Below are 25373 nucleotides of genomic sequence, written 5' to 3'. Positions count from 1 at the left end.
CACCAATCACAAATCATCGACAGAAGCACATCAGATCGCCGTTTCCAGCAATCCGGAGCTCCTAAAGAAGCTTTGGAACCAGCGTCTCATCTCACATCCCAGATCCGCACCGGCACAAGGCCGACACAAACCCGAGACCGCAAGGACGACGCCGCCCACGCTTCTCTTTCTCAGATCAACTTGTCAAAGAGCGCCAGGACGCACCCGGAGGCGGCACCTGGATCCGGGGCGAACCCCGGAGAAACCTGATCCGGCAGTCGAGCGCGCCGGGCTGTCCACCCGAAACCCGCTTGCCTGCCTGGAGGAACCGTGCTACCGACCTGCCCTTAGGAGAGGTCCGTCTCAGCGGTGGAGGGCGTTTAGAGCCCGCCGGATCCCCTGTCAACCCCGCCTCTCGTGGCCGCCGAAGCGGCCGGATCCTCGGAGCAGACACCTTCAGCCGACAAGACAGCGGACCACCCGGCTCGCGCCAGATCGTCTGCCTGAACTGTCGGAAGAAGCGTCGGCGCCCGGGTCGCTCTCGCGGCCGGCGCCGATGGACAGGGATATACGGGTCCGCCCCGCCGTCGTCAACACCCAAATCGCGGAGGCTGGCAAAAATCCGCGACGGCCGCGTGACAGGCGTCCTCCGGCATGGGCCGGATTCGGCGAATCGAACGCGCCCGATCAGAGATCGACGTCGAGGCTCAGGCCGTCATGGGCCGGCACCACGCCGGCGGGTAGGCGGGCCGCGAGCGTCCGGTAGTCGAGATCCGTGTGCAGGTTCGTGAGCACGGCCCGGCGCGGGCGCACCCGCTCGATCAACGCGAGGGCGTCCGTGACCGAGTAGTGCGTCGGGTGCGGGGTCTCCCGCAGGGCGTCGATGATCAGCAGGTCGAGCCCGCGCAGCCGCGCCTCGACCGGCTCGGGGATCAGGCTGACATCGGGCATGTAGGCGGCCGGGCCGAAGCGGAAGCCGAGCGCCGCCTCGTTGCCGTGCTCCACCGGCAGGGCCTCGGCGGCAAGCCGTCCCCCCTCCCCCGCGATCGCCGTCTCGGCCCGCTCGTCGAGCGGGCGCACGCGCTCGTCGAGCGGGCGCAGGTCGAGGATCGGCGGGTAGGCGCTGCCGGGCGGCGTCTCGAAGCAGTAGCCGAAGCGCGCGGTGAGCAGCGCCCGGGTGATCGCGTCGGCGTAGACCGGGATGCGCGCCCGCATCTGGATCACCAGCGGGCGCAGGTCGTCGATGCCGTGGGTGTGGTCGGCGTGCGCGTGGGTGAACAGCACCGCGTCGAGCCGCCGGACCTCGGCGTCGAGGAGCTGCTCGCGCAGGTCCGGCGAGGTATCGACCAAGACCCGGGTGGTGCCCCCCGCCTCCCGGCGCTCGGCCAGGATCGAGCAGCGGCGGCGCCGGTTGCGCGGGTCGGCCGGATCGCAGGCGCCCCAGCCGTAGCCGACGCGCGGCACGCCGCCGGACGAGCCGCAGCCGAGGATACGCAGGGTCAGCGACGCCATTCGGACCTCCCTCGGAGGTGGTATCCGAGGGGGGCGGCGCCTGTCACGCCCCGGCCTCCGTCCGGCGCGCCTTCGCGAACAGGTGGAAGAAGTTTTCCGTGGTGCGGCGGGCGAAGTCGTCGGGCTCCAGGCCGAGGGTCGCGGCAAGCGATCGGGCGGTGTCGGCCGTGTAGGCCGGCTCGTTGGTGCGACCGCGGTGCGGCTCGGGCGCGAGGAAGGGCGCGTCGGTCTCGACGAGGATCCGGTCGAGGGGGACGGCCTTCGCGATATCGCGCAATTCGTGCGAGCGCCGGAAGGTGACGATGCCGGAGAACGATACGAACAGGCCGAGTTCCACCCCGGCCACGGCCAGCCGCGCCCCGGAGGAGAAGCAGTGCAGCACCGCCCGGAAGGGTCTTTGCGCCATCTCGTCGGCGAGCACCCGCTCCATGTGGTCGTCGGCGTCGCGGGCGTGGATGACGAGCGGCAGGTCGGCGAGGCGGGCGGCCTCGATATGGGCGCGCAGCACCCGCTCCTGCACGGCCTCCGGCGCCGCGTCGGCATAGTGGTAGTCGAGCCCCGCCTCGCCGATGCCGACGCAGCGGGGGTGCGCGGCCAGCCCCGCGATGGTCTCCGGCGCCACGTCGGGCTCCTCGGCCGCGCCGTGCGGGTGGGTGCCGACCGTGAACCAGACTTGCCGGTGCGCCTCGGCAATCGCCCGGTAGGTGTCGGCCTTGGCGACGCGGGTCGAGATGGTGAGCATCCGCCCGACGCCCGCCGCCGCGGCGCGGGCGATCACGCCGGGCAGGTCGGCGGCGAATTCGGGGAAGTCGAGATGGCAGTGGCTGTCGATCAGCATGGGTCGCTATCGTGAACGGTGACTCAGAGTCCTGGGATCCCAAAGGGTCGTGACCCTTTGGCGGGGTCCGGGGCGCGCAGCCCCGGGATTGGTCTCCTCGACCCGGCAGAGCCGGGACGGGGAGACCAAATGCAGGGCTCTGCCCTGCACCCGCGAAAGGTCTTGACCTTTCGAAACCATGACTTCCGCGGCTCAGGCGGCGGGCGCTTCCGGCTTCTCGAAGCGCGGGAAGATCGGGGCGGGCGCGGGCAGGGGCGTGCCGGGGACGAGATCACCGCCCTCCCCCACATCCTTGAGCATCCGCCGGTCGGCCGGCACGGCGAGCAGGTCGAGGAGCCTCGCCGCCGCGGAGGGCACGAAGGGCTGGACCAGCAGGCCGACACGGCGCAGCGTCTCCAGCGTCACGTACAGCACCGTGTTCATCCGGGCCGGGTCGCTCTTGCGGAGCTTCCACGGCTCCTCGCCCGCGAAGTAGCGGTTGGCCTCCGCCACCACGGCCCAGATCTCGGCGAGCGCCGTGTGGGGCGCCGGCACGTCCATGGCGGCGCGGGCCTTCTCGGGGAGCGCGCCTGCGGCGTCGAGCAGGGCGCGGTCGGCCTCCGTGAGGGCGCCGGGCTCGGGCACCGCGGCTTCGCAGTTCTTGGCCACCATCGAGAGCGAGCGCTGCGCGAGGTTGCCGAGATCGTTGGCGAGGTCCGCGTTGATGCGGTTGATGATGCCGTCGTGGCTGTAGTTGCCGTCGCCGCCGAAGGGCACCTCGCGCAGCACGAAGTAGCGCACCGGATCGACCCCGTAGGTCTCGGCGAGGTCGAGCGGGTCGACCACGTTGCCGAGCGACTTCGACATCTTCTCGCCCCGCGAGAGCAGGAAGCCGTGGCCGAAGACGCGTTTGGGCAGCGGCAGCCCGGCCGACATCAGGAAGGCCGGCCAGTACACCGCGTGGAAGCGCACGATGTCCTTGCCGATGACGTGCAGGTCCATCGGCCAGTATTTTTTGCGCGGATCGGCCTCGTTCGGGAAGCCTGTGACCGTGAGGTAGTTCGTCAGAGCATCGACCCAGACGTACATGACGTGGCCCGGATGGCCCGGCACCGGCACGCCCCAGTCGAAGGTGGTGCGGCTGATCGAGAGGTCGTTGAGGCCGCCGCGCACGAAGCTCGCCACCTCGTTCATGCGGGTGTCGGGCCCGAGGAAGTCGGGCCGCTCGGCGTAGAGCGTCAGGAGCCGGTCCTGGTAGGCCGAGAGGCGGAAGAGGAAGTTCTCCTCCTCCATCCACTCGACGGGCGTGTCGGTCTTGGCCGAGCGGCGGCTGCCGTCGGCCTGCAGCACCGTCTCGGCCTCGTCGTAGTAGGCCTCGTCGCGGACCGAGTACCAGCCGGCATACTTGGCGAGGTAGATGTCGCCGTTGGCTTCCATGCGGCGCCACAGCTCCTGGGCGGCGGCGTAGTGCTCGGGCTCGGTGGTGCGGATGAAGCGGTCGTAGGCGCAGTCGAGCCGGTCGGCCATGGCGCGGAACGGGGCGGCGGTGCCCTCGACGTACTGGCGCGGGCTGACGCCGGCCCGCGTCGCGGCCTGCTGGATCTTCAGCCCGTGCTCGTCGGTGCCGGTGGAGAACAGCACGTCGTAGCCGTCGAGGCGCTTGAAGCGCGCGATGGCGTCGGTGGCGATCACCTCGTAGGCGTGGCCGATATGCGGCGCGCCGTTCGGGTAGGAGATCGCCGTCGAGATGCTGAAGGTCTTGCTGTCCGTCACGTCAGGTCCGTTCCCGCTGCGGGCGTGCCGGGCCGGTCAGGCGCGGGCCGTGCCCGCGGAGATGGTGCCCGCGAGATCGGTGAACAGCGCGAGGACGACGGGGCGGCGATCGAGATTGTAGATCGCGGCCTCCCGGGCGGCGCGGGCGAACTTGTCACACACCTCGACCAGGGCCGCAAGGCGGCTCGGGGACTCGTGGCGGCGGGCGTCGAGCTCGGCCGAGACGAAGCGCGAGACGGTCTCGCAGGCCGCCTCGAACAGGGGCTCGGCCTCGCGGCCCGCGAGCTTCTCCGCGAGCGCCAGGATGCGGCGCCAGTCCGGATGGTCGAGCCGGGCGAGCAGCGTCTCGGTCTCGGCGACGATGCCGGCCCGGGCCGGATCGAGCATCGCCACCGCGCGGGCGACCGAGCCCTCGGAGAGAGCGGCGGCGCGGGCGAGCGTCTCGGCGTCTGGCGCGCCGAAGGGCGGGGGGAAGCCCGCGACCACCTCCGCCACCTCGGCCTCGGCGAGCGGGCGGAGCGTCAGCATGCGGCAGCGCGAGCGGATCGTCGGCAGGAGCCGGCCCGGCGCGTGCGCGACGATCAGGAACAGGGCGCGGGGCGGCGGCTCCTCCAGCATCTTCAGGAGGGCGTTGGCGCTGTTGGCGTTGAGATCCTCGGCGCTGTCCACGAGGCAGATCCGCCAGCCCTCGGTGCCGGCGGTCGAGCCGAAGAGATCGAGGGCGCGGCGCACCGCATCGACGGGGATCCGGGTCGGCAGGGTCTTGGCGCCGGGCGCCCGGTGGCGGCGGAGCGCCACGAGATTCGGGTGCGAGAGCGCCGCGACCTTGCGGGCGGTCGGGTGCTCGGCCGGCACGTCGGTGAAGCCCGCCGGGTCGGCGAGCAGGCGCCGCGCCACCCGGTAGGCCAGCGTCGCCTTGCCGATGCCGGGCGGGCCGGCGATCAGCCAGGCGTGGTGCAGCCGACCCGCCGCGTGGGCCTGGGCGAAGGCGGCCTCGGCCGCCGCGTGGCCGACGAGGCGGGTGTGCTCGCGCGGGCGGGGCAGGCCCGCGAGATCGCCCGCCTCGGCGTCGTCGGGCGCGCGCTCAGGCGGCATCGAGGCCCTCCCCGCGCAAGGCCGGCAGGCGCGCCGCGACGACCGAGCGGATCGCGGCCTCGACGGCATCGGGCTCCTGGCCCGCATCGATCACGGCGCAGCGCTCCGGCTCGGCCGCGGCGATCGCCCGGAAGGCGTCGCGCAGGCGGCGGTGGAACTCGACGGTCTCGGCCTCGAAGCGGTCGGCGGTGCTGGCCCGGGCGCGGGCCCGGGCGAGACCCTGCTCCGGATCGAGGTCGAGGATCAGGGTGAGGTCGGGTCGGGTGCGGCCGACGACGACCCGCTCCAGCGCCGCGACGGTGCCGGCTGGCAGGCCGCCCGCGGCGCCCTGGTAGGCACGGGTGGAATCCATGAAGCGGTCGCACAGCACCACCTCGCCGCGGGCGAGCGCCGGGCGGATCAGCCGGTCGAGATGGTCGAGGCGGGCGGCGGAGAACAGCAGCGCCTCGGCGAAGGGGCCGTGCTCGCGCGCCCGGCCCTCGAGCAGGGCGGCGCGGATCTCCTCGGCGCGCGGCGTGCCGCCGGGCTCGCGGGTGACCACGACGGTGCGGGCCGCCCGCAGACGGCGGGCGAGGCGCTCGACCTGGGTCGACTTGCCGGCCCCCTCCCCACCCTCGAAGGTGATGAACGCGCCGGGGGTCATCGACAGGCCCGCGCGTTCTCCCTCCCCCCTCTGCGGGGGAGGGTGGCCCGGCCGTCAGGCCGGGTCGGGTGAGGGGTGCGACAGTGCCGGATGGGGCGCCGCCCTGCATGAAGGCTGCGCCTCCACCGGAAGCCGGGTTCCCCTCTCCCCCCCTGCTTCGCAGGGTACCCTCCCCCGCAGAGGGGGGAGGGAGAGCGCGGTTGCGTTGGTCCCAAAAAACTCACGACGGGTTGGCCGCCTTCTCGACCGTCGCCTCGCCCTTGGTCTCCCCCTTGCCGGCGGCCTTGTCGAAGGCGCGGCGCATCAGGTCGGTGCCGAATTCGAGCGCGCCGTCCATCGCCCGCTGCGACAGGGTGCCGGTGCCGACCGCCTCGCCCGCGTAGACGGGTTGGTCGAGGGCGACCACGTCGCCGCGCATCACCCGGAGCCGCCCGACCTCGCTGCCCGCCTCGACGGGGGCGGTGAGCGGGCCCTGGTAGACCACCCGGGCCGTGACCCGGTCGGCGGAGCCCCGCGGCATCAGCACCCGCACGGGCTTCTTGGCCACCAGCGGCACCGCGCCGCGCTCGCCGCCGTAGACCGAGGCCTCCGCCACCGTCTCGCCGGGCGCGAAGACCTGGCGCGGCTCGAAGGCGCGGAAACCCCACTCCATCAGCTTGCGGCTCTCGGCGGCGCGGTCGCGCGCGGTCTTCAGGCCCGACACGACCAGGATCAGGCGCTGGCCGTTCTGCACGGCGGAGGCCGTCAGCGCGTAGCCCGATTCCTCGAGGTAGCCGGTCTTCAGCCCGTCGGCGCCGATGTCGAGCGTGAGAAGCGGGTTGCGGTTCTGCTGCTTGATCTTGTTCCAGGTGAACTCGCGCTCGGCGTAGATCTTGTAGTATTCCGGGTAGGTCTCGATGATGTGCAGCGCGAGCTTGGCCATGTCGCGCGCGGTGACGCGCTGGTCGGGGGCCGAGTAGCCGGTGGCGTTGCGGAAGTTCGAGCGGGTGAGCCCGATCTCCTTCGCGCGCTGGTTCATCAGGTTGGCGAAGGCCGCCTCCGAGCCGGCCATGTTCTCCGCGATGGTGATCGCCGCGTCGTTGCCCGACTGCACGATCAGGCCGCGCAGGAGGTCGGAGAGCTTGATGCGGCTGTTGACCTGCGCGAACATCGAGGAGCCGCCCCCCCCGGCCCCGCCCCGGCGCCACGCGTCCTCGGTGACGGTGAACTCGGTGTCCATCGTGTAGCGGCCGCTCTTCAGGGCCTCGAACACGATGTCGGCGGTCAGGAGCTTGGCCATGCTGGCCGGCGCGAAGGGCTCGTCGGCGGCCTTCTCGAACAGGGTCGAGCCGGAATCGACATCGACCAGGATCGCGTGCTGGGCCGCGGTCTGGAAGCTTTGGGCCCGTGCGGCGGGGGCCGGCGCCAGCGCGCAGGCCGCCGCCAGGCAGGCACGCGCCAGGATCGTCCAGAGGGAAGTGCGCATCACCGTCTCCCGCGCGCCGGCCGGGGCACGCCCGCCCCGGGCATGGATCACGCCCCCATCGATAACAAGCGTGACCATATCGCGGTTTCAACGCGGATCGAACGGGAAATCGCTTGGGTGGGAGCTTCCCTTCCCTGCGCGCCATCCAGATCGCACACGCGTGGGGCCCCACCACGCTCTCCCTCCCCCGCAGAGGCAGGGCGATCGCATATGCCGAGCGAGCCTAGCCCCGGTCAGGCGCGGGTCCCCTCTCCCATAGGGAGAGGTCTGCTTTCGCAGAAAGCCGGGTGAGGGGTATGACGTTCCCGAATGAGGCGAGGGCCTGAACGCGCGTCGATGGGGTGCTCAGATCTGAAAGGTCATACCCCTCACCCCAACCCTCTCCCTATGGGAGAGGGGGCGCGGCGCGGTTCCAGTGGCGATCTCGGAGACGACCCCCGCCATATGCGATCGCCCTGCCCGCACCCGGGGAGGGATCCGCGTACAGCGGAGCGTTTGACCTGAGCCGCGTCAGTAGATCGCCGCCACCCGGTCGCCGCGGTGGGGCTTGCCGGCGACCTGCGCCTTGGCGGGGACGGCCGCTGCCTTGGCGGCGACCGCGGAGGGCTTGGCGGGCGCCGGAGAAGACTTGGCCGCCTGGGCCACGGCCGCCGCGGGTTTGGATGCGTGGGGCGCCCCGGTCTGGGCCTTGACGGGCGCGGCCGCGAGGCGGGCCGCGGCGGGCTTCGCAGGGGATGCGGCGGCGGATGCGGTGGCAGGCGCCTTCGCGCCGGCCTTGGCCGGTGCCACCATCGCGGCGCCGCGCAGGGCGGGTTCCGCCGCCGCGAGCCGGGCACTGGGCTGGGCCTTCGCCTGTCCCCTCGCCTCGCCCTTCGGGTGCTCCTTGCCCGCGGGCCGGGCGTCGAGGGCGGGGTTCAGCCCGGCCACCGCGACCGGCCTGAAGGCGGCCCCGCGCGGCGCGGTCGGCTGGAGCGCGGGCGGCACGCCGACCGAGGCGCGGGCGACGAGGACCGGCGCGGGCCGCGCGGCGGGGCGGGGCTCCTCCGCCTCCCGCTCGGGCGCGGGCTTGAAGGCGAGCGGCGCGCGCGCGGGTTTCGCCAGATCGCGGGCCAGCGCCTCCGGCTCCTCCGAGGGGCCGAGGTCGGCGAGCATCACGGAGCCGCCGCGCAGGCCGGCCGGGCGGCCGTCGGTGCGCAGCGTCGCCATCAGCTTGCGGTCGTCGCTGCCGGCGACCGAGGCCTTGCCGATATACTCGACCCGCACGTGGGTGGTGCCCTTGCGGTGGAATTCCAGCGCCTGGGCGACCTCCTCGGACACGTCCATCACTCGGTCGGCGTGGTAGGGGCCGCGGTCGTTGACGCGCACCACCATCGAGCGGCCGTTGGTGGTGTTGGTGACGCGGGCGTAGCTCGGCAGCGGCAGGGTCGGGTGGGCGGCCACGACCGCGTGGCGGTCGAACACCTCGCCGTTGGCGGTCTGGCGGCCGTGGAAGGCCGCGCCGTACCACGAGGCCATGCCCTCGCGGACGTAGCCGCGCGCGTCCTCGCGCGGCACGTAGGTGCGGCCGGCCACCACGTAGGGCTTGCCCGAGAAGCGGCGTCCGCCGCCCTTCGGGATCACGTCGCCCTCGTTGTAGAGGCGCGGGCTCGCCCGGACCCCGTATTTCGGGTCGATGCCGTTGCCGGCACCCGGGCCGGCGGCGAGCTTCTGGGGATTGGTGCTGCAATTGGCCGCGAGCAGCGCCACCGCGGAGACGGCGGCGAGGCGCACGGATATCGTCCGGAGGGCGGTGCCGCGCGGGCGGTCCGGTGCCGCCACCCGCGAGAGCGTCTCCGCGAGAGTCTTGCGCGCCATGCCACCCACTCGGCCAACTCCCGATACGCCACGCGGGAGCCCGATACGCCGGCTCCCGGTCCGGCGGGCCGCGAGGCGGGCCGGCACCGGACAGGGCGAGATTTGGCCGAACGCCGTAAAGGAAGCCTGAACGGCGCCGCCGACGGCCGTTCAGGGGGCCCGGCCCCGGCCCGGTCTCAGCCGGACTCAGCCGGGCCTTCAGCCCTCCTCCGGCTCCGTGAGCTGCGCGATCGAGCGCGCGCCGCGCTGGCGGAAGAGCAGGTCGAGGCCCTCGAGCATCAGGGCATGCATCTTGGTGCGCTCGGCATGCGCGAGGTCGCGGAGCTGGTCGTAGACCGGCGGCTCCAGGTAGACCGACATCTGCCGCGCCCGCTCCTTCAGGGTGGCGGCGGCGCGGCGCGGGGACGGGTCTGAAGGCAGGTGCTGGGGCAGGTTCCGGGGCAGGTGCTGGGGCAGGTTCTGGGGCAGGTCGAGGCGCACGATGTCGGCGCCGCCCTCGGCCGTCCTGGCGGCGGCCTTCGCCTTCGGGGACGCCCTCCGAGACGACTTCGCCGGCGTCGCCGAGGCGACGATCGCCGCGAGGCTGAGCTTAGGCGGCTTCGACATGCTTCATCCTGCCGCGCGTGCCGGCCTGGGCGCGCCGCTCGATCCAAGTCCAGAGCCGGCGCACCTCGTCGGCGGCCTGGCCCTTCGGGTTGAACTCGGTGACGCCCTGGCCGAGGCCGATCGCGTCCTGGTGGTCCGTGCGGGCCACGATGTTGACGTCGGGCAGGATGCCCAGCACCGCGAGCCCGTCCGCCGCGTCGCGGATGCGGTAGGAGCGCGGCGGGGTCTGGTTGAGCACGAAGGCGAAGCGCTTCTCCAGCCGGTAGACGGCGGCGAGCGTCGGCTTGAAGGCGCGCAGGTCCGCGGGCGTCGGCCGGCACGGGATGATGCAGAGGTCCGCCGCCCGGATCGCCGAGAGCGTGCCGGGCGAATCGACGCCGGGCGTGTCGATGAAGACGAAGTCGTAGGCCGATTCGGCCAGCCGCTCCATCACGGCCTCGATCTGGGTGGCGTCGATCTGGGCCACCTCGGGGCCCGGGGCCGTGCGGTGGTCGAGCCAGTCCGAGACGGTGGCCTGCCGGTCCATCTCCAGGATGCAGACCGTGTGGCCGGCCTCCTGCGCGGCGACCGCGAGCGAGATGCAGAGCGTGCTCTTGCCGCTCCCGCCCTTCTGGGTGACGAACGTGATCGCTTTCATGCCGGCAGCCCCCGTGCGCCGCCCGCGCGGCGGCTCCGGCATCCTCGGGGGCGCCGCGTCGCTCGCGCGCGGCCTGCCGTGACCAAGGTGTCCTGTGACCCAAGGATGCTCCGTTCGGCAGAAAGCGCGGAGTATGGTTAAAGGGAGGTTAAGGCCGCATCCGCGCACGGCCCCACGCCCGGCGGCGGCCGGCTCCGGCAGGCGGCCGTCAGGTCGATTTTCATAACCTCAGGTTAAGATTCACGCGGATCCCGCGGGGCGACCTTTTCTCGTTGATCTGATTGCTCTAAGTTTATCCGACTCCGGGCGGCACCCCCGTTCTGTTAACCTCAGGTTTATGAAGGCGGATGCGGCAGAGGAGATCCATGGCAGATCCCGGCGCGGACGATCCCCCGATCCCGCAGGCGATGCTCGACGCGGCCGGCATCGTGGGAAGCTGGACCCACGATCACTGGGCCGGCACCCTCATGCTCTCGGCGCCGCTGGCCACGCTGCTCGGCCTCGACCCCGCGGTCGCGGCGACGGGCCTGCCGCTCGCCGACTTCCTCGACCGGACCCACCCGGAGGACCGCACCCGCATCGAGAGCTACCTGCACGCGGTCGGCGAGGCCGGCGGGCCGCTGGAGGCGGAGTTCCGCGCGGGCGGGCGGCGGCTGCTGATGCGCGGGCGGATCGAGCGCGACGCGGCGGGCCGGGTCGGACCGGGCCGGGGCATCGCGCTCGATCTCACCGAGACCGCGGCGGCCGGCCAGCATCAGGCCGAGCGGACCGTCAACCGCATGGCCGAGCACGCCATCGCCCTGCGCAACCTCTCCGAGGCCCTGCGCCGGCCCGACCTCACCGCCCGGATCGAGGGGCTGATGCTGGAGATCGGCTTCGAGCTCGCCCGGCACCTGCGCGATCCGGCCAGCCGGCCGCGGCACTGAAGGCCCCGCGACCGGCGGATTGATCGGCGCCGCGTCCGGGATAGTGTCGTGGCCGAGGGCCGCCCGGATGCCGTGCGACGAGCCCGGAGGGAGGGCCATGCGCCGCGACAGCATCTACGACCGCGACCTCGACCGGGTTCCGGCCAACCACCAGCCGCTGACCCCGCTGGGCTATCTCGAGCGGGCGGCCCGCACCTTCCCGGACCAGGTCGCGGTGATCCACGGGCCCCTGCGGCGCTCCTACGCCGAGCTCTACGCCCGCTGCCGCCGCCTCGCCGGAGCGCTGGCCGCCCGGGGGATCGGGCGCGGCGACACCGTGGCGGTGATGCTCGCCAACACGCCCGCGATGGTTGAGTGCCACTACGGCGTGCCGATGACGGGGGCGGTGCTCAACACCCTCAACACCCGCCTCGACGCGGCGGCGATCGCCTTCTGCCTCGGCCACGGCGAGGCGAAGGTGCTGGTCACCGACCGGGAATTCGCCCGCACGATCGCCCCGGCGCTGGCCCGGCTCGACGCCCCGCCCCTGGTGATCGACTACGACGACCCTGAGTACGACGGGCCGGGCGAGCGCCTGGGCGAGACCGAGTACGAGGCCTTCCTGGCGGAGGGCGACCCGGAGCACGAGGGGGTGTCGCCTGAGGACGAGTGGGACGCGATCAGCCTGAACTACACGTCCGGCACCACGGGCGACCCGAAGGGCGTGGTCTACCACCACCGCGGCGCGGCGCTGCTGGCGCTCGGCAACGTGGTCACCTGCAACCTCGGCCAGCACCCGGTCTATCTCTGGACCCTGCCGATGTTCCACTGCAACGGCTGGTGCTTTCCCTGGACGCTCTCGGTGGTGGCGGGCACCCATGTCTGCCTGCGGCAGGTGCGGGCGGCGCAGATGTACGCGCTGATGGCCGAGCACGGGGTTACGCATCTGTGCGGCGCGCCGATCGTGATGCAGCTCCTGATCAACGCGCCGGAAGCGGAGCGGCGCCCCCTGCCCCGCCGGGTCGCCTTCTTCACGGCGGCCGCGCCCCCGCCCGAGGCGGTGCTCGCCGGCATGCGGGAGGCGGGCTTCGACGTCACGCATCTCTACGGGCTGACCGAGAGCTACGGGCCGGCGGTGGTCAACGCCTGGCACGCGGACTGGGACGCGCTCAGCGGCCCCGAGCAGGCGGCCAAGAAGGCGCGCCAGGGCGTGCGCTACCCGGTGCTCGAAGGGCTCGACGTGCGCGATCCCGAGACGATGGCGCCGGTGCCGGCCGACGGCGCCACGCTCGGCGAGGTGATGATGCGCGGCAACGTGGTGATGCGCGGCTACCTGAAGAACCCGGCCGCGACCGAGGCCGCCTTCCGGGGCGGCTGGTTCCGCACGGGCGACCTCGGGGTGCGCCACCCCGACGGCTACATCCAGCTGAAGGACCGCTCGAAGGACATCATCATCTCGGGGGGCGAGAACATCTCGTCGATCGAGGTGGAGGACGCCCTGTTCAAGCACCCGGCGGTGGCGGCCGCCGCCGTGGTGGCGCGGCCCGACCCGAAATGGGGCGAGAGCCCTTGCGCCTTCGTGGAGCTGAAGCCCGGCGCGGAGGCCGAGGCGGAGGCGCTGATCGCGTGGTGCCGCGAGCACCTCGCCCCCTACAAGCTGCCCCGCCACATCGTCTTCGGCGAGCTGCCGAAGACCTCCACCGGCAAGGTGCAGAAGTTCATCCTGCGCGCGCGCGCCCGGGAGGGCTGAGCGCCGGTCCCGGTTTCCAAAGGTCGAGACCTTTGGCGGGTGCAGGGCAGAGCCCTGCATTTGGCTCCTGCGACCCGGCCTTGCCGGGTCGCAGGAGCCAATCCCGGGGCTGCGCGCCCCGGACCCCGCCCAAGGGCCTTGGCCCTTGGGGATCCCGGGACCTGAGGCTCAGGCCCTCACCACTTGTAGCTCAGGCTCGCGGTGACGCGGCGGGCGTCGCCGTAGAAGCAGGACAGGGCCGACTGGCAGGACGAGACGTAGCGCCGGTCGGCGAGGTTCGTGGCGTTCACCGCGATGCGCCAGTTCTCGAAGTTGTAGTGCACCTGCGCGTCGAACAGCACGAAGTCCGAGACCCGGAGCGTGTTGGGCACGTCGGCGAACGAGCTGCCGACGTAGCGCACGCCGCCGCCGAAGCCGAAGCCGCGCCACGCGCCCACGGGGATCGTGTAGTCGAAGAAGGCCGAGGCGAAGGTCTCGGGGATGTTGACCGGCGTGCGGCCGACGCGGGCCGGATCCGCGTCCTTCGTGGTGACGAGGTCGTAGGTGGTGAAGGACGCGACCGCGTTGAGCCCCTCGGCGAGGCTGACGTTGAGCTGCGCCTCGAAGCCGGTGGAGCGCTGCGCGCCGGACTGGAGCTGGAAGAAGACGTTGGCGGGATCGGGCACCAGCGTGCCCTGCCGGTTGATGTCGAAGCCCGCGAGCGTCAGGAAGTAGCCCTGCCCCGGCGGCTCGAACTTCACGCCGCCCTCGATCTGGTCGCCGGTCTCGGGGCGGAAGCCCGCGCCGCTCAGGGCGGTGCCGATCTGCGGCTGGAACGAGGTCGAGTAGCTCATGTAGGGTGCGAGCCCGAAATCGAAATTGTAGATCAGCGCCGTGCGGTAGGTGAGCGCGTTGTCGCTGCGCCCGCCGCTGGCCGAGGGGTTGAGCTTGTTGCCGATGCGGTTGTCGGCGAAATCCTGGCGCAGGCCGAGCACGAGGCTCAAGCGGTCGGTGAGCTTGATCTGGTCCTGCGCGTAGAGGCCGAGCTGCTCGAACGAGTTCCCGTTGATCAGGTAGGGGAGCGGTGCGGCGACCCGCAGGCCGTAGACGGGTGCCAGGATGCTGATGTCCGGTCCCGGGAAGGTCGAGGCCTGGTTGTCGCTCAGGCGGTAGTTCTTGTAGTCGAGCCCGAGCAGCAGGTCGTGCCGGAAGAACCCGTCGAAGAAGCGCGCCTCGGCCTGGTTGTCGACCTGGAACAGGTTCGCCCGGGCGCTGTCACGGAACTGGTAGCGGGCGAGCCGGGTCTCGGCCGCGTCGCTGTAGCCGAGCTGGCCGACATACGAGTTCTGGAAGCTCTCGAGGAACGAGTAGCGCAGGTTCTGCCGGAAGGTCCAAGTCTCGTCGAAGGCGTGCTCGAACTCGTAGCCCACGAGCGCCTGATTGCGGCTGAAGGTGTTGAGGCCGATATCGCCGACGTTGAGCGAGCGCGGGATGCGCAGGCCCGAGGCGTTCGGGCGGACCGTGCCGGAATAGGGCAGGAAGTTCGCCGTCACCGCGGCGTTGTCGTGCTGGAAGCTCGACAGGAAGGTGATCTTCGTCGCCCCGTCCGGCTTATAGGTGAAGGCCGGCGCGATGTAGACGCGATCCTCCGGCGCGCCCTCGACCTGGTTGCCGCCGGTGCGGCCGAAGCCGGTCAGGCGATAGAACCAGTGCCCGTCGGCGTCGGACGGTCCGCCGAGGTCGAAGGCGGCGTAGCCGAAGCCGCCCTGCCCGAAGGCGCCGCCGCCGACCTCGACGTAGCGCAGCGGGTCGAGCGGGGGCCGCTTGCTGACCTGATTGACGAGGCCGCCCGGGGTGCCGGCGCCGAACAGAACGGCGGCGGGGCCGCGCAGCACCTCGATGCGCTCCAGGCCGAAGGTCTCGGTGCGGAAATAGGCGAAGCCGTAGTTCAGCTGCTGCAGGCCGTCGCGGTAGAGGCCGTAATCGCTCGCCACGAAGCCGCGCAGGGTGAAGAAGTCGAGGCGCGAGTCGGCGCCGAAGGTGCCCGAGTAGATGCCGGCCGCGTACTGCGTCGCCTGGGTCAGGGTCTGGGCCTTCTGGACGTCGATCTGCTCGCGGCCGACCACCGTGATCGATTGCGGCGTCTCGATCAGCGGGGTGTTGGTCTTGGTGGCGGTGGCCGAGCGGGTCGCCACGAAGCCGTTCACCGGGCCGGTCGGGCTCTCGACGGCGCGGGCCGCCGCGCCGACTCCGGCGCCCCCTCCGGCGACGGTCCCCCCGCCGTTGCCCTGCGTCTCGACGCTGATCTCGCTGAGCTGCACGCTGGCCTCGGCCGGCGGGTTCGCGGTGCCGCGGCGCGGCGGCGTCGCCTGCTGGGCCGCGGCCGTGGCCGTGAGGACGAGGAGCGAGGCGCCCGACAGCGCGAGGACGCGCAACGGACGAAGACGCTTCGGGGCGGGCGCAAGCGGCGACATGAGCGGATCCCGGACAGCCGACAGCGCGCCCCGGATCGCCCGGGACCGTACGGCCTGGCTCTTTAGAATGATGCTAAGTTCGTGAAAGGATTGAGCTTTCCCGAACAGGCCTACGGCCGAACCCCGGCCCGCACAAGGCTGTGCGCCATGGATTGCCGGGTCCTGTGGCCGGGCGGTCACAATCCATGATGGCACGCGCCAGGGATCACACGCGGGATGGATCGCCCCGGTGGGTCCCCTCAGCGCACCCGGCCGGCGATCCAGGCGACCAGCGCGTCGGCGACCGGATCGCTGTTCTTCTCCAGCATCATCATGTGGCCGTTGCCGCGCAGGCCCGCCTCGGCGAGGCGCAGGGATTCGGGCTTCGCCCCGGCCTGGGCCAGGAAGGCGGCCGTGCAATCGTCGACGGGCGCCCGGAAGGAGGCCTCGGCCGTCACGATCACGGTGGCCACGCGGGCGAGGTTCGGCAGCTTGCGGGCGGGTTCGCCCTGGAGCCAGCAGCGGATGCGTCCCTCCGCCGCGGGCGCCTTGGCCTGGATCACGGTGAGATCCTCGGGCGCGTTCACCGGCGGCTGGAAGCTCAAGGGGATGCGGGTGAGGCCGTAGGCGCGGGCGCGGCCCTCGCCGGTGCGCTCCCAGAACTCCTTGCCGCCGCGGTAGCGCACGTCGAAGAAGGGCGGCCCGTTCGGCTCGATCGCCACGTGCGCCTTCACGAGGTCGGGGCGCGCGTCCGAGACCGCCCAGCCGAACAGCCCGCCCTGCCCGTGGGTGAGGAGGATCGCGGGGCCGACCTTCTCGACGAGGGCGGTCAGCGCCGGGGCCATCAGCTCCTCGGTCTGCTGGGTGTTGGCGAGGTAGGGCACCTGGCTCGCCATGAACTGGTCGAAGGCCGGGTTGCCCGGCACGCCCGCCCCGCCCGGCCACTGGGTGTGGAGCTTCGCCTGCGGGAACAGGTCGTAGACCTCCTGGGCGGTGTAGGTCTCCTCGAGCGCGCGGGCGGAGAGGCGGGTGTAGGGCCCGTAGACCTCCGGGTTGGTGCCCGAGCGCCCGCGCCCGACCTGGTCCACCACGTAGACCTGGAAACCGTGATCGACGAAGCGCTGGGCCCAGCCCGGCCGCCCGTCCGGCGTGCCCAGGAAGTTCACCCCCGTCTGCGCGGCGCCGTGCACCATCACCACCGGATAGGGCTGCGTGACCTGGGCCGGGCGGCGCGACTGGACGAACATCTGCCCGACCATCAGGGTCTTGTCCTCGACCCGCTGGTAGCGCCCGCCGATGTAGAAGTAGCCGGTGACCGTGGCGGCCGACGTCCGCGGCGCCTCCTCGCCCCGCGCCGCGCCCGCCGCCAGGGCGAGCCCGAGGCCTCCGGCCCGGACGACCAGGGACAGTCTCGCGAACGGTCCCGGGCGCTGCCGTGCCGGCGGCACCGCGCCTCTCCTCACCGTCATGTCCCCTCCCCCGCTGCCACGGCCGCCTTATCACGGGAAACCGTGCGGCGAACCAGTCTCGCACAGGCGGACAACGGTCGTTTTCGTATCCGACCGGGCCCGGTGCCGCGCATTGACCGGTCGTTAACCCTGCGCCGGTACCGTTTCTTAACCATGCGGGCGGTGCCGCGCCTCCGGGCGCCGGCGACCGCGCAGGCGGGGCGTGTGCGAGCGGGGGCCGAGACGGGTGGCGGTGAGCGGGCGCAGCGGCGGCAGGGCGGAGGCGCGCGCGCCGGGTCCGCGCCGTGCCCGGGGGCCGGCCCTGCTGCTCGCGCTGCTCGGCGCCGGCCCGCTGGTCCCGCCGGCCGCCCTGGTGACCGCGCTGTCGGGCGCGTGGCCGGCGCGGGCGCAGCTGCGCGGCTCGACCGCGGAGACCGCCCCGGCCGACCCCGCCCAGTCCGACCCCGCCCCTGCCGATCCCGCGGCGGACGCGGATGCGGACGGAATCCTCGGCGGACCGGGTCTGCGCGGCCTACGGCCCGCCCTCCGGTCCACGCTCGGGCAAGCCTCGGGCGGCCCGAATCCCGGCCTCCGGTCGATCGACCGGCGCCCGGCGGCGGGGGCGCCCAGCCCCGGCGGCGCGCAGGCCGGCGGATCGGGCGCCGCGCCTGGTCCCGGGTCCGGCGCGGGCCTCGGCTCCGGCCTCGATTCCGGCCTCGCCCCCGCCTTCGGCAGCCGCCCGACCCCGCGCCCCGGGAGCATCGGCGCGAGCGAGCGCGCGCTCGCGGACCTCCTGCGCAACCGTGCCGCGCCCGCCCGCCGCAGCGGCTCGGCCACCCGCCGGCCCATTCGCGAGACCACGCAGCTGCCCACGGCGGCGGACCGGCTGACGCCGGTGGTGCGCAGCGCGGTGAGCGGCGTGCCGCTGCCGGCCACGATCCCCGCCACCATCCCGGCCCCGATCCTCGGCCTCGTGACGCCCGGCCTGCTGCTCGCCAACGGCCTGCGCCCGCCGCTCCAGGTGGACGAGGCCTACGCCCCGCTCGGGCTCAGGCTCGGCGGCCTCACGCTGCTGCCGGCCTTCACCCAGAGCCTCGGCTACGACACCAACCCGAACCAGGCCGCGGGCGCCGCCGCCCGGGGCTCGGTCGCCCTGCGCAGCGAGGCCGAGCTCGGCTTCCGCAGCGACTGGTCGGCGGCCGAGCTCTCGGGCGACCTGCGCGGCGCCTATCTCGAATATCCGCAGAACGAGTCCGCGAGCCGCCCCAGCGCCACCGGCGCGGTGCGCCTCGGCGTGGACGCGAGCCGGGACCTGCGCCTCGACGCGGAGGGGCGCTTCCTCGTCGACACCCAGCGCGTCGGCAGCATCGACCTCCAGGCCACCAACGCCACGACCCGCCCGCTCATCGCGTCCTACGGCGCCTCGCTCGGCGCCACCCAGCGCTTCAACCGGCTCTCGGTCTCGCTGCGCGGGCTCTTCGACCGCAGCACCTTCGAGGATGCCCGGCTCAGCGACGGCACCACCCTGGTCCAGAGCGACCGCAACCTGAACCAGTACGGCCTGCGCCTGCGCACCGCCTACGAGGTCTCGCCCGCCCTCACCCCCTTCGTCGACGTGCTCGCCGATTCCCGCGTCTACGACAGCGCCCGCGACGCGACCGGGCTGCGCCGCGACTCGACCGGCGTGGCGCTGACGGCGGGCGCGGCCTTCGCGCTCGGGCCCGCCCTGAGCGGGGAGATCTCCGGCGGCCTGCAGCACCGGACCTATCCGGACCCGGCGCTCGCCGACATCGACGCCCCGCTCCTCAGTGCCGCGCTCACCTGGCAGCTCAGCCCGCTCACCGCCGTGCGGCTCGGCGCCCAGAGCGCGGTCAGCGAGACGACCCTGCGGGGCTCGAGCGGCGCGATCACCGAGACCGCGACGGTCGAGGTGCAGCACGACCTGTTCCGCAACCTCTCGATCGTGCTCGGCGCCGCCGTCCTGCAGAACAGCTACCAGGGCACCACGACGCGCGAGACCGGCTTCTCGGCCACGGCCCGGGTCGATTACCGCTTCACCCGCTGGCTTACCTTACGCGGCACCTATCTCTACCAGCAGATCGACAGCACGGTGGCCAATGTCAGCTTCCGCGGCAACACCTTCCTGCTCGGCCTGCGCGTGAATCCCTGAGATCCCGCATCCGGGCCGGGAAGGACATCAGTCTTCGCGGAACGATCCCCGCCGCGCCGGGTTGCCCCCCGAGCGCGAGAACGCGCGCTTCGCGTCGCATGCGCCCGGATCACGGGAAAACGCCAGAGCGCGCGCGCGACATCGGCCGCGAAGGCGCCCGCCGCGACGCGTACGGCCGGCCCCGCGACGACCGCCTCCACCGCCGCGACGAGCGCTTCTGCGTCGGGCCGCCCGGTTCCGGCCGAGTACCGACCGGACGGGCCGGATCACCTGCGTTTCGCGGTTCGATCCGCGCCGCCGGGACGCGGTCGCGCGAAAATCGCGGCGCGGCAGCCCGCCCGCCCCCTCAAGCCTCTTGTGCACCGCACTGCCTTGATCTAGGTGAATCGGGCAATCTTTTTTGGGAGAAACTGGCAATGAGCCTTCGTGTTTCCAGCGCTTTCGCCGCCCTCGCCTTCGCGGTCTCGTCGGTCGCCGCCCCGGTCGCCTTCGCCAAGCCCACGAACGGCGCCGCCGCCGTCAAGATGATCGACACCGACAACGACGCCACCGTTGATCTCAAGGAGGTCCAGGCCGTGGCCTCGGCCACCTTCGACCGGCTCGAGAAGGACGCCGACGGCACCCTCGACGCCAAGGAGCTGAAGGGCCGCCTCGGCAAGGCCGGCCTCCGCCAGGCGGACCCGGACAGCGACGGCACGCTGGACAAGAAGGAGTACCTCGCGGCCGTGGCCGAGCGCTTCCAGGCCGCCGACCCGGACAACGACGGCACGCTCGACGCCAAGGAGCTGAACTCCAAGGCCGGCAAGGCGCTGCTCGCGCTGATCAAGTAAGGGCACGTCACGGATCCGTGGCGGGTCGCCCGCCACGGCATCCTGACCGAGAGGGCCGTCCCGCCAGGGGCGGCCCTTCCTCGTTCGGGCGTCCGGCGGGCGCGCCGTCCGTTGCGCCCGCACGACAGGTGGCGGCCGACCCGCCGTGCGGCGCCGCACACTGATTGCCTGCGGGAGCGAAGTGCGGCACGGATGGTGCCCGGCCGGAAACCCTGCCCGGCCCGCAAGCCCATCCAGACAAGCCGTCGGCGATCCGGACACCACCATGAGCCATCCGAAGGGCCGCGCCCGCTCCGCGCGGGCGGCACGCGCGGGCAGCCTCGCCTGCGCCCTCGCCCTCCCGCTCGGCCTGCCGCCCGGCCTCCCGCTCGGCCTGTCACCCCTGCCCCTCGCCGCGCAGGAGGCGGCCTCGGCGGTGCAGGACGTCACCCTGACGGACGTGGTCCTGCCGCTCGGCGGCGCCGCGTTCCGCGCGCCCCGGGTGACGGTGAGCGGCACGCGCCTGTCCAAGGACGAGCTCGCCGCCCTGCTGCGCCCCGGCGCCGCCGACACCTGGCCGGCCCGCCTCGCCCGGCTGGAGGCGGCCAGCATCACGATCCCGGTCCTCGTCTCCGAGCATCCCGGCCCCGGCCCCTTGCGCCAGACGGTCACCTACCGCGAGGTCACCGCCCGCGACGTGCGGGCCGGCCGCATCGCGGAGCTGACCGCGGCGGGCGCGGCGGTCAGCGTCTCCGGGGGGGCCGAGACGGGCTCGGGCACCTACGGCCAGATCCGGGCGAGCGACGTCGATCTCGTCGCCCTCACCCGCCTCTACGGCGTGCCCGGCGACGGCCGGGGCGCGGTCCAGCGCGTCTACGCGGGCATCCAGGTGGCGGACGTGGTCTACACCGACCCGAGCGGCACCACGATGCGGATCGCCGAGCTCCAAGGGCGCGACCTCGGCGGGCGCCAGATCCCGGGCGGGTTCGGGGGCGCGCTGGACGCCCTCGCGGTGGGGCTCGGCCGCCTCGAGGCCGAGGCCGACGCGCTGCCCGCGGCGGAGCGGGCGAAGCTCGCGGGCGCCGGCGCCGACCTGATCGAGGCGGTCTCGGTCGGCGCGCTCGAGGCCCGCGGCCTCTCGCTCAGCGAGACCGGGCCCGGCGGCGCCCTGCTGATCGAGGCGGAGCGCCTCACCTACGCGACCGGCCCCGAGGCGGGCTTGAGCCTCGACGGCCTCGCCTTCACGCAGGGGCCGACCCGGGCCCGGCTCGGGCGGCTGGCGCTCACCGGGATCTCGCTGGCGCCGACCCTGGCGACCCTGCGCCGCCTCGCCGACCCGGCCACCCCGGACGACGCGGACGACGCGCGCCGCATGATCCCCGCGCTCGGCGCCCTCACCCTGAAGGAGCTGAGCCTCGACCTTCCGGGCGAGGCGGCGCCGCCGACGGCCGACCCGCTCGCCGCGCCGAAGCCCGGTGCCAAGGCCGACGCCAAGGCCGACGCCAAGGCCGATGCCAAGGCCGATGCCAAGCCGGACGCCAAGGCCGCGCCGCAGGCGGCGCCCAGGCCGGTACCGCCTCAGCCGGTCGCGACCCAGCCGGCCACCCATGTGGCCCTGCGCGACGCGGCGCTGAGCTTCGGCCCGCTGAAGGACGGCGTGCCGACCGCCGGGCGCCTCAGCCTGTCGGGCCTCGTGATGCCGGCCGCCACGGTCGCCGGCGCGCCGGTCATCGGCGCGCTGCCGGGCTACGGCTACCGCGACCTCGACCTCGACCTCGTGGCCGACCTCGCCTGGGACGAGGGGCGGCGCGAGGTGAGCCTGCGCGAGGTCGCCCTGTCGGGCCGCGACATGGGGGCCGTTCGGCTCACCGGCACGGTGGGCGGCATCGGCCCCGAGATCTTCGCTTCCGGGATGCCGGCCTCCGAGCTCCTGATGTTCACCGCGAGCGCCAAGACGCTCGACCTCACGGTGGAGAATACCGGCCTGTTCGAGCGCTTCATCGCGACCCAGTCCCGGGCGCTGAGCCTCAAGCCCGAGGAGCTGCGCCAGGAATACGTCAGCGCGAGCCAGTTCGGCGTGCCGATCATCCTGGGCGGCTCGGCGGGCGCGCGGGCGATCGGGACCGCGATGGGCCAGTTCGTGCAGAAGCCCGGCCGGCTCGTCCTGAAGGCCCGGGCGCGCGACGCCGCCGGCCTCGGCTTCGCCGACTTCGCCCTCGCCCGCTCGCCCGCCGCGATCCTCGACCGGGTCGAGGTCGAGGCCAAGGCGGAGTAGGCGGCCGCCTCCGCCCTCACTCTCCAGCTGCAGGGAAGGGAGAGCGCGGAGACACCTCCCGCCTCATACCATTTCCGGTTGATGGGTTCGGTTCAACGCATCGTCTCGGAACGAAGCGCGGGTCCCCTCTCCCATAGGGCAGGGCGATCGCATATGGCGGGGGTCGTCTCCTCGATCGCCACTGGAACCGCGCCGCGCCCCCTCTCCCATAGGGAGAGGGTTGGGGTGAGGGGTATGACCTTTCAGATCTGAGCACGCCATCGACGCGCGTTCAGATCGAGCCCTGTTCGGACGCCTCATACCCCTCACCCTGTCCCTCTCCCTATGGGAGAGGGGACCCACGCCTGACCGGGGCTAGGCTCGCTCGGCATGTGCGATCGCCCTCCCCATAGGGAGAGGTCTGCTTTCGCAGAAAGCCGGGTGAGGGGTATGAGGCTTCTGGATGAGGCTCACCCTGAACGCGCGTCGATGCCGAGCGCTGTTCTGAAGCGTCATACCCCTCACCCCAACCCTCTCCCTGTGGGAGAGGGAGCACGGCGCGGTTCACCGCACGCGGCCGAACCGATCAACCGGAGATCGTATCACTCCGCGATCACGCCCGGGTGGCGCTCGGCCAGATCCCGCCGGGTCGCGTCCGCCCAGGCGCGGTCGCGCGCGGCCCGCGGCCGGTCGAGGCGCACCTCGGCCACGAGGCTCGCCGGGCGGGGCGAGAGCAGGAGCAGCCGGTCGGCGACCGCGATCGCCTCGGCGACGTTGTGGGTGACCATCAGCACGCTCATGCCGAGGCGATCGACGGTGTCCACCACGAGGCCCCGCAGGCTCGCCGCCGCCGCGTCGTCCAGCGAGACGAAGGGCTCGTCGAGCACGAGCAGGCGCGGGTCGTCGGCGAGCGCCCGGGCGAGCGCCACCCGCCGCTGCATGCCGAGCGAGAGCGCGCCCGGGTAGCGGGCGCGCCAGGGCGCGAGCCCGAGATGCTCGAACAAGGCGTCGAGGTCGCGCCCGCGCCGGCCCCGCGGCATGGCGAGGCGCACGTTCTGCTCGACCGTGCGCCAGGGCAGCAGCCGCGGTTCCTGGAACACCATGCCGGGCGCGGTCTCGGCCCCGCGCGGATCCGGCTCGATCCGGCCCTCGTAGTCGCCGTCGAGCCCGAGCAGGATGCGCAAGGTGGTCGACTTGCCCGCCCCCGAGGGACCGATCAGGCAGACGATCTCGCCCTGCCCCACCGTGAAGGCGAGCCCGCGCACCGCCTCGACGGGCTCGGGCGAGCCCGCGTGGTAGACCTTGCGGTCGATCGCGACCCGGAGGATCGGCGCCCCGGCGGACATCCCATCGCCTCCGGCGGACATCCTATCGCCTCCGGCGGACATTCTATCGCCTCCGGCGGACATGGGCCTGGATCCGCTGCAGGACGAGGATGTCGATCGCGATCATCACGCTCATGAAGACGATGCTGTAGCCGAGGATCGCCGCGACGTTGGTGCTCTGCACGAAGTAGAAGTTGATCGCGAAGCCGACCCCGTCCGGGCGCCCGAGCAGCTCGATCACCAGCACGATCTTCCAGGCGAGCGAGAGCCCGGAGCGGGCGGCGGCCACCACGTAGGGCTGGAGCTGGGGCACCAGCACGTGCCGGATCCAGGTGCGGCGGTCGAACCGGTAGGTGCGGGCCATCTCCTCGAGCCCCGCGTCGAGCTCGCGCGCGCCCTCGCGCAGGATCACCGCGACGTTCGGCAGCTTGTTGAGCACCACCGCCAGGATCGCGGCGCTCTCGGTCAATCCGACCCAGATGTAGGCCAGCACCGTGATGACGAGGGCGGGCGTGTTGAGGAGCGCGAGCAGCGGCGTGTCGAGCACCGCGTCGAGCGCCCGGATCCGCCCGAGCGCGACGCCGAGGAGCACGCCGAGGCCCATGGCGAGCGCGAAGGAGATCGCGACGCGCAGCAGCGTGACGCCGACATTGTGGAACAGGTCGCCGCGCGCCGCCTCCTGGGCGATGAACTCGGCGACCGCCAGCGGGGCCGGCAACAGGCGCGAGCCGGCCTGCGCGGCGGCCGCCTGCCAGGCGCCGAGCAGCACCAGCACCGAGACGAGGCGCGCGAGGAGCGTCATGCGGCAGGCGTCGCGGACGAGATCACGGGCGCGTCATGCGCGGGAGCGCCCCGCCCGCCGGGCCGCCTGCCGGGCCGTCTGCCGGATCCGCCGCTCAGCCATTCCGGGCCCCGTCGAAGTAGAGCCGCGCGGGCAGGCTCGCCCCGCTCCCGACGACGCGCTCGCCGCCGAGCCGCTGCAGCACCGCGTAGAGCCGCTCCCCGTCCGCGCGCTCCTCCGCGATGGGGCGCCGCGGGATGCCGGCGAGGAACTCGCGCTTCAGCGCCGCGAAGGTGGCCTCGTCCTCCGCCGTCATCAGCGGGCGGACGATCTCCCAGGTCGCGGGGTCGGAGGCCAGCATGTCCTTGGCGGCGCGCGAGGCGCGGGCGAAGCCCGCCACCAGCTCGGGCTTCCCCTCGACGGCGGCGCCGTCCACGAGGTAGCCGATCAGCGCGACGGAGCCCGTCGCCCCGAAGGCCCGCATGATGTCGTCGGCCCCGATCACCCGGCGGAAGCCCTTGGCCTCCAGCCGGGCGCAGTAGGTCCAGTAGGTGAGCGCGGCGTCGAGCGCGCCCTGCTCCAGCTTCAGGGTGATCAGCGGCGGCGCGCCGTAGGCGAGGTCAGCCCCCGATTCGAGGTCGAGCCCGGCGGCGTCCCGGGCCTGGGCCTTGAGCAGCAGCCAGTTCTTGTCGAGGGGGCCGCCCGCCACGCCCAGCCGCTTGCCAGCGAGATCCTTCAGGCCGCGGATGGGGCTCGCCTCCGGCACCATCACGGCGCCCTCGGTGGTCGAGTAGGGGATGAAGCGGATCGCCCGGCCCTCGTTGCCGAGGCGGGCCGCCCAGAGCAGGTCGCCCACGATGGCATCGACCTGGCCGCCCATGAAGGCGATGCGCGCCGCGTCGTTGCCGGCGAGCTTGACCACCTCGAGGCTGAAGCCGTTGGCCGTGTCGAGGCCGCGGGCCTTGATCACCGCCGCCTCCCAGGCGACCGTGCCGAAGGGCAGGCTGCCCAGCCGGAACGTCGGCGTGCTCGCCCGGGCGGACGGGACGGGCCGCGCGGCCAGGGCCGCGAGCGCCGCGGCGGCGAGCAATCCGCGCCGTGACAGCATGGCGTCGTCT

General features: G+C 73.1%; 20 protein-coding genes. 6 read left to right on the top strand and 14 right to left on the bottom strand.

Annotated features, from left to right (window positions below; genetic code table 11):
• The coding region (locus tag MFF56_RS13910) for a hypothetical protein (protein WP_238230142.1) at positions 1-249 on the top strand (249 nt) is incomplete at its 5' end.
• Positions 250-666: 417 nt separating this feature from the next.
• On the opposite strand, the gene MFF56_RS13905 is transcribed toward MFF56_RS13910, so the two are convergent.
• The 9 genes from MFF56_RS13905 to MFF56_RS13865 form a co-directional block, all read right to left on the bottom strand.
• On the bottom strand, positions 667-1491 hold the full coding sequence (locus MFF56_RS13905) for an MBL fold metallo-hydrolase (RefSeq protein ID WP_066927207.1): 825 nt from the start codon (positions 1489-1491) through the stop codon (positions 667-669).
• 43 nt (positions 1492-1534) lie between these two features.
• Complete coding sequence (locus tag MFF56_RS13900; protein ID WP_066927205.1) at positions 1535-2329, bottom strand: TatD family hydrolase; 795 nt, start codon at positions 2327-2329, stop codon at positions 1535-1537.
• 192 nt (positions 2330-2521) lie between these two features.
• Positions 2522-4081, bottom strand: a complete 1560-nt coding sequence (metG, locus tag MFF56_RS13895; protein ID WP_238230141.1) for a methionine--tRNA ligase — start codon at positions 4079-4081, stop codon at positions 2522-2524.
• 36 nt (positions 4082-4117) lie between these two features.
• Positions 4118-5176 carry a DNA polymerase III subunit delta' gene (locus tag MFF56_RS13890; RefSeq protein ID WP_066918377.1) on the bottom strand — a complete coding sequence of 353 codons (1059 nt, stop codon included), beginning with the start codon at positions 5174-5176 and terminating at the stop codon, positions 4118-4120.
• Complete coding sequence (tmk, locus tag MFF56_RS13885) at positions 5166-5819, bottom strand: dTMP kinase (protein WP_238230140.1); 654 nt, start codon at positions 5817-5819, stop codon at positions 5166-5168. Before tmk ends, MFF56_RS13890 begins: the two co-directional genes overlap by 11 nt.
• Positions 5820-6039: 220 nt before the next feature.
• Entirely contained in the window at positions 6040-7284 is a 1245-nt protein-coding gene (locus tag MFF56_RS13880; RefSeq protein ID WP_066924524.1) for a D-alanyl-D-alanine carboxypeptidase family protein, read from the bottom strand.
• Between the two features lie 510 nt (positions 7285-7794).
• The gene (locus MFF56_RS13875) at positions 7795-9138 is read right to left on the bottom strand and encodes a septal ring lytic transglycosylase RlpA family protein (RefSeq protein WP_082773015.1); all 1344 of its coding nucleotides are present in this window, start codon (positions 9136-9138) and stop codon (positions 7795-7797) included.
• Positions 9139-9336: 198 nt separating this feature from the next.
• Entirely contained in the window at positions 9337-9744 is a 408-nt protein-coding gene (locus MFF56_RS13870) for a ribbon-helix-helix domain-containing protein (RefSeq protein ID WP_066921862.1), read from the bottom strand.
• A complete protein-coding gene (locus MFF56_RS13865; protein ID WP_066921860.1) occupies positions 9728-10381 on the bottom strand; it encodes a division plane positioning ATPase MipZ in 654 nt (217 codons plus the stop codon). Before MFF56_RS13865 ends, MFF56_RS13870 begins: the two co-directional genes overlap by 17 nt.
• Before the next feature lie 365 nt (positions 10382-10746).
• Between MFF56_RS13865 and MFF56_RS13860 the strand changes: the two genes are divergently transcribed.
• Positions 10747-11307: a PAS domain-containing protein gene (locus tag MFF56_RS13860; protein ID WP_066921858.1), complete on the top strand. Its 561-nt coding sequence runs from the start codon at positions 10747-10749 to the stop codon at positions 11305-11307.
• Between the two features lie 97 nt (positions 11308-11404).
• Positions 11405-13036 (top strand): acyl-CoA synthetase, encoded by a 1632-nt coding sequence (locus tag MFF56_RS13855; RefSeq protein ID WP_066921857.1) that lies wholly within the window; start codon positions 11405-11407, stop codon positions 13034-13036.
• 176 nt (positions 13037-13212) lie between these two features.
• Here MFF56_RS13855 and MFF56_RS13850 read toward each other — a convergent pair whose 3' ends face one another.
• Together MFF56_RS13850 and MFF56_RS13845 are read right to left on the bottom strand one after the other, a co-directional pair.
• Positions 13213-15489 carry a TonB-dependent siderophore receptor gene (locus tag MFF56_RS13850; protein ID WP_238230139.1) on the bottom strand — a complete coding sequence of 759 codons (2277 nt, stop codon included), beginning with the start codon at positions 15487-15489 and terminating at the stop codon, positions 13213-13215.
• A 239-nt stretch (positions 15490-15728) separates the two neighbouring features.
• Positions 15729-16937 carry an alpha/beta hydrolase gene (locus MFF56_RS13845; protein ID WP_066927016.1) on the bottom strand — a complete coding sequence of 403 codons (1209 nt, stop codon included), beginning with the start codon at positions 16935-16937 and terminating at the stop codon, positions 15729-15731.
• A gap of 232 nt (positions 16938-17169) precedes the next feature.
• Here MFF56_RS13845 and MFF56_RS13840 point away from each other — a divergent pair, with 232 nt between their 5' ends.
• From MFF56_RS13840 to MFF56_RS13830, 3 genes are all read left to right on the top strand, one after another.
• Positions 17170-19086, top strand: a complete 1917-nt coding sequence (locus MFF56_RS13840) for an outer membrane beta-barrel protein (RefSeq protein WP_238230138.1) — start codon at positions 17170-17172, stop codon at positions 19084-19086.
• A gap of 416 nt (positions 19087-19502) precedes the next feature.
• On the top strand, positions 19503-19916 hold the full coding sequence (gene lanM / locus MFF56_RS13835) for a lanmodulin LanM (protein WP_066921034.1): 414 nt from the start codon (positions 19503-19505) through the stop codon (positions 19914-19916).
• A 265-nt stretch (positions 19917-20181) separates the two neighbouring features.
• Positions 20182-22170, top strand: a complete 1989-nt coding sequence (locus MFF56_RS13830; RefSeq protein WP_238230137.1) for an aq_1923 C-terminal domain — start codon at positions 20182-20184, stop codon at positions 22168-22170.
• 581 nt (positions 22171-22751) lie between these two features.
• On the opposite strand, the gene MFF56_RS13825 is transcribed toward MFF56_RS13830, so the two are convergent.
• The 3 genes from MFF56_RS13825 to MFF56_RS13815 form a co-directional block, all read right to left on the bottom strand.
• Entirely contained in the window at positions 22752-23495 is a 744-nt protein-coding gene (locus MFF56_RS13825; protein ID WP_156453453.1) for an ABC transporter ATP-binding protein, read from the bottom strand.
• Positions 23496-23538: 43 nt separating this feature from the next.
• On the bottom strand, positions 23539-24276 hold the full coding sequence (locus MFF56_RS13820; RefSeq protein ID WP_066918354.1) for an ABC transporter permease: 738 nt from the start codon (positions 24274-24276) through the stop codon (positions 23539-23541).
• A gap of 94 nt (positions 24277-24370) precedes the next feature.
• On the bottom strand, positions 24371-25363 hold the full coding sequence (locus MFF56_RS13815; RefSeq protein WP_066918352.1) for an ABC transporter substrate-binding protein: 993 nt from the start codon (positions 25361-25363) through the stop codon (positions 24371-24373).
• Positions 25364-25373 lie beyond the last annotated feature (10 nt).

Source organism: Methylobacterium hispanicum (assembly GCF_022179285.1).
GTDB lineage: Bacteria > Pseudomonadota > Alphaproteobacteria > Rhizobiales > Beijerinckiaceae > Methylobacterium > Methylobacterium hispanicum.
Note: the sequence above shows the minus strand (reverse complement) of the source record. Positions and strands in the feature narration are given on the sequence as shown.

Coding starts and splice junctions, on each gene's coding strand:
- MFF56_RS13905 (WP_066927207.1), bottom strand. CDS start 1,491: ATGGCGTCGCTGACCCTGCGTATCCTCGGCTGCGGCTCGTCCGGCGGC.
- MFF56_RS13900 (WP_066927205.1), bottom strand. CDS start 2,329: ATGCTGATCGACAGCCACTGCCATCTCGACTTCCCCGAATTCGCCGCC.
- MFF56_RS13890 (WP_066918377.1), bottom strand. CDS start 5,176: ATGCCGCCTGAGCGCGCGCCCGACGACGCCGAGGCGGGCGATCTCGCG.
- tmk (WP_238230140.1), bottom strand. CDS start 5,819: ATGACCCCCGGCGCGTTCATCACCTTCGAGGGTGGGGAGGGGGCCGGC.
- MFF56_RS13880 (WP_066924524.1), bottom strand. CDS start 7,284: ATGCGCACTTCCCTCTGGACGATCCTGGCGCGTGCCTGCCTGGCGGCG.
- MFF56_RS13875 (WP_082773015.1), bottom strand. CDS start 9,138: ATGGCGCGCAAGACTCTCGCGGAGACGCTCTCGCGGGTGGCGGCACCG.
- MFF56_RS13870 (WP_066921862.1), bottom strand. CDS start 9,744: ATGTCGAAGCCGCCTAAGCTCAGCCTCGCGGCGATCGTCGCCTCGGCG.
- MFF56_RS13865 (WP_066921860.1), bottom strand. CDS start 10,381: ATGAAAGCGATCACGTTCGTCACCCAGAAGGGCGGGAGCGGCAAGAGC.
- MFF56_RS13860 (WP_066921858.1), top strand. CDS start 10,747: ATGGCAGATCCCGGCGCGGACGATCCCCCGATCCCGCAGGCGATGCTC.
- MFF56_RS13855 (WP_066921857.1), top strand. CDS start 11,405: ATGCGCCGCGACAGCATCTACGACCGCGACCTCGACCGGGTTCCGGCC.
- MFF56_RS13850 (WP_238230139.1), bottom strand. CDS start 15,489: ATGTCGCCGCTTGCGCCCGCCCCGAAGCGTCTTCGTCCGTTGCGCGTC.
- MFF56_RS13845 (WP_066927016.1), bottom strand. CDS start 16,937: ATGACGGTGAGGAGAGGCGCGGTGCCGCCGGCACGGCAGCGCCCGGGA.
- lanM (WP_066921034.1), top strand. CDS start 19,503: ATGAGCCTTCGTGTTTCCAGCGCTTTCGCCGCCCTCGCCTTCGCGGTC.
- MFF56_RS13830 (WP_238230137.1), top strand. CDS start 20,182: ATGAGCCATCCGAAGGGCCGCGCCCGCTCCGCGCGGGCGGCACGCGCG.
- MFF56_RS13825 (WP_156453453.1), bottom strand. CDS start 23,495: ATGTCCGCCGGGGCGCCGATCCTCCGGGTCGCGATCGACCGCAAGGTC.
- MFF56_RS13820 (WP_066918354.1), bottom strand. CDS start 24,276: ATGACGCTCCTCGCGCGCCTCGTCTCGGTGCTGGTGCTGCTCGGCGCC.
- MFF56_RS13815 (WP_066918352.1), bottom strand. CDS start 25,363: ATGCTGTCACGGCGCGGATTGCTCGCCGCCGCGGCGCTCGCGGCCCTG.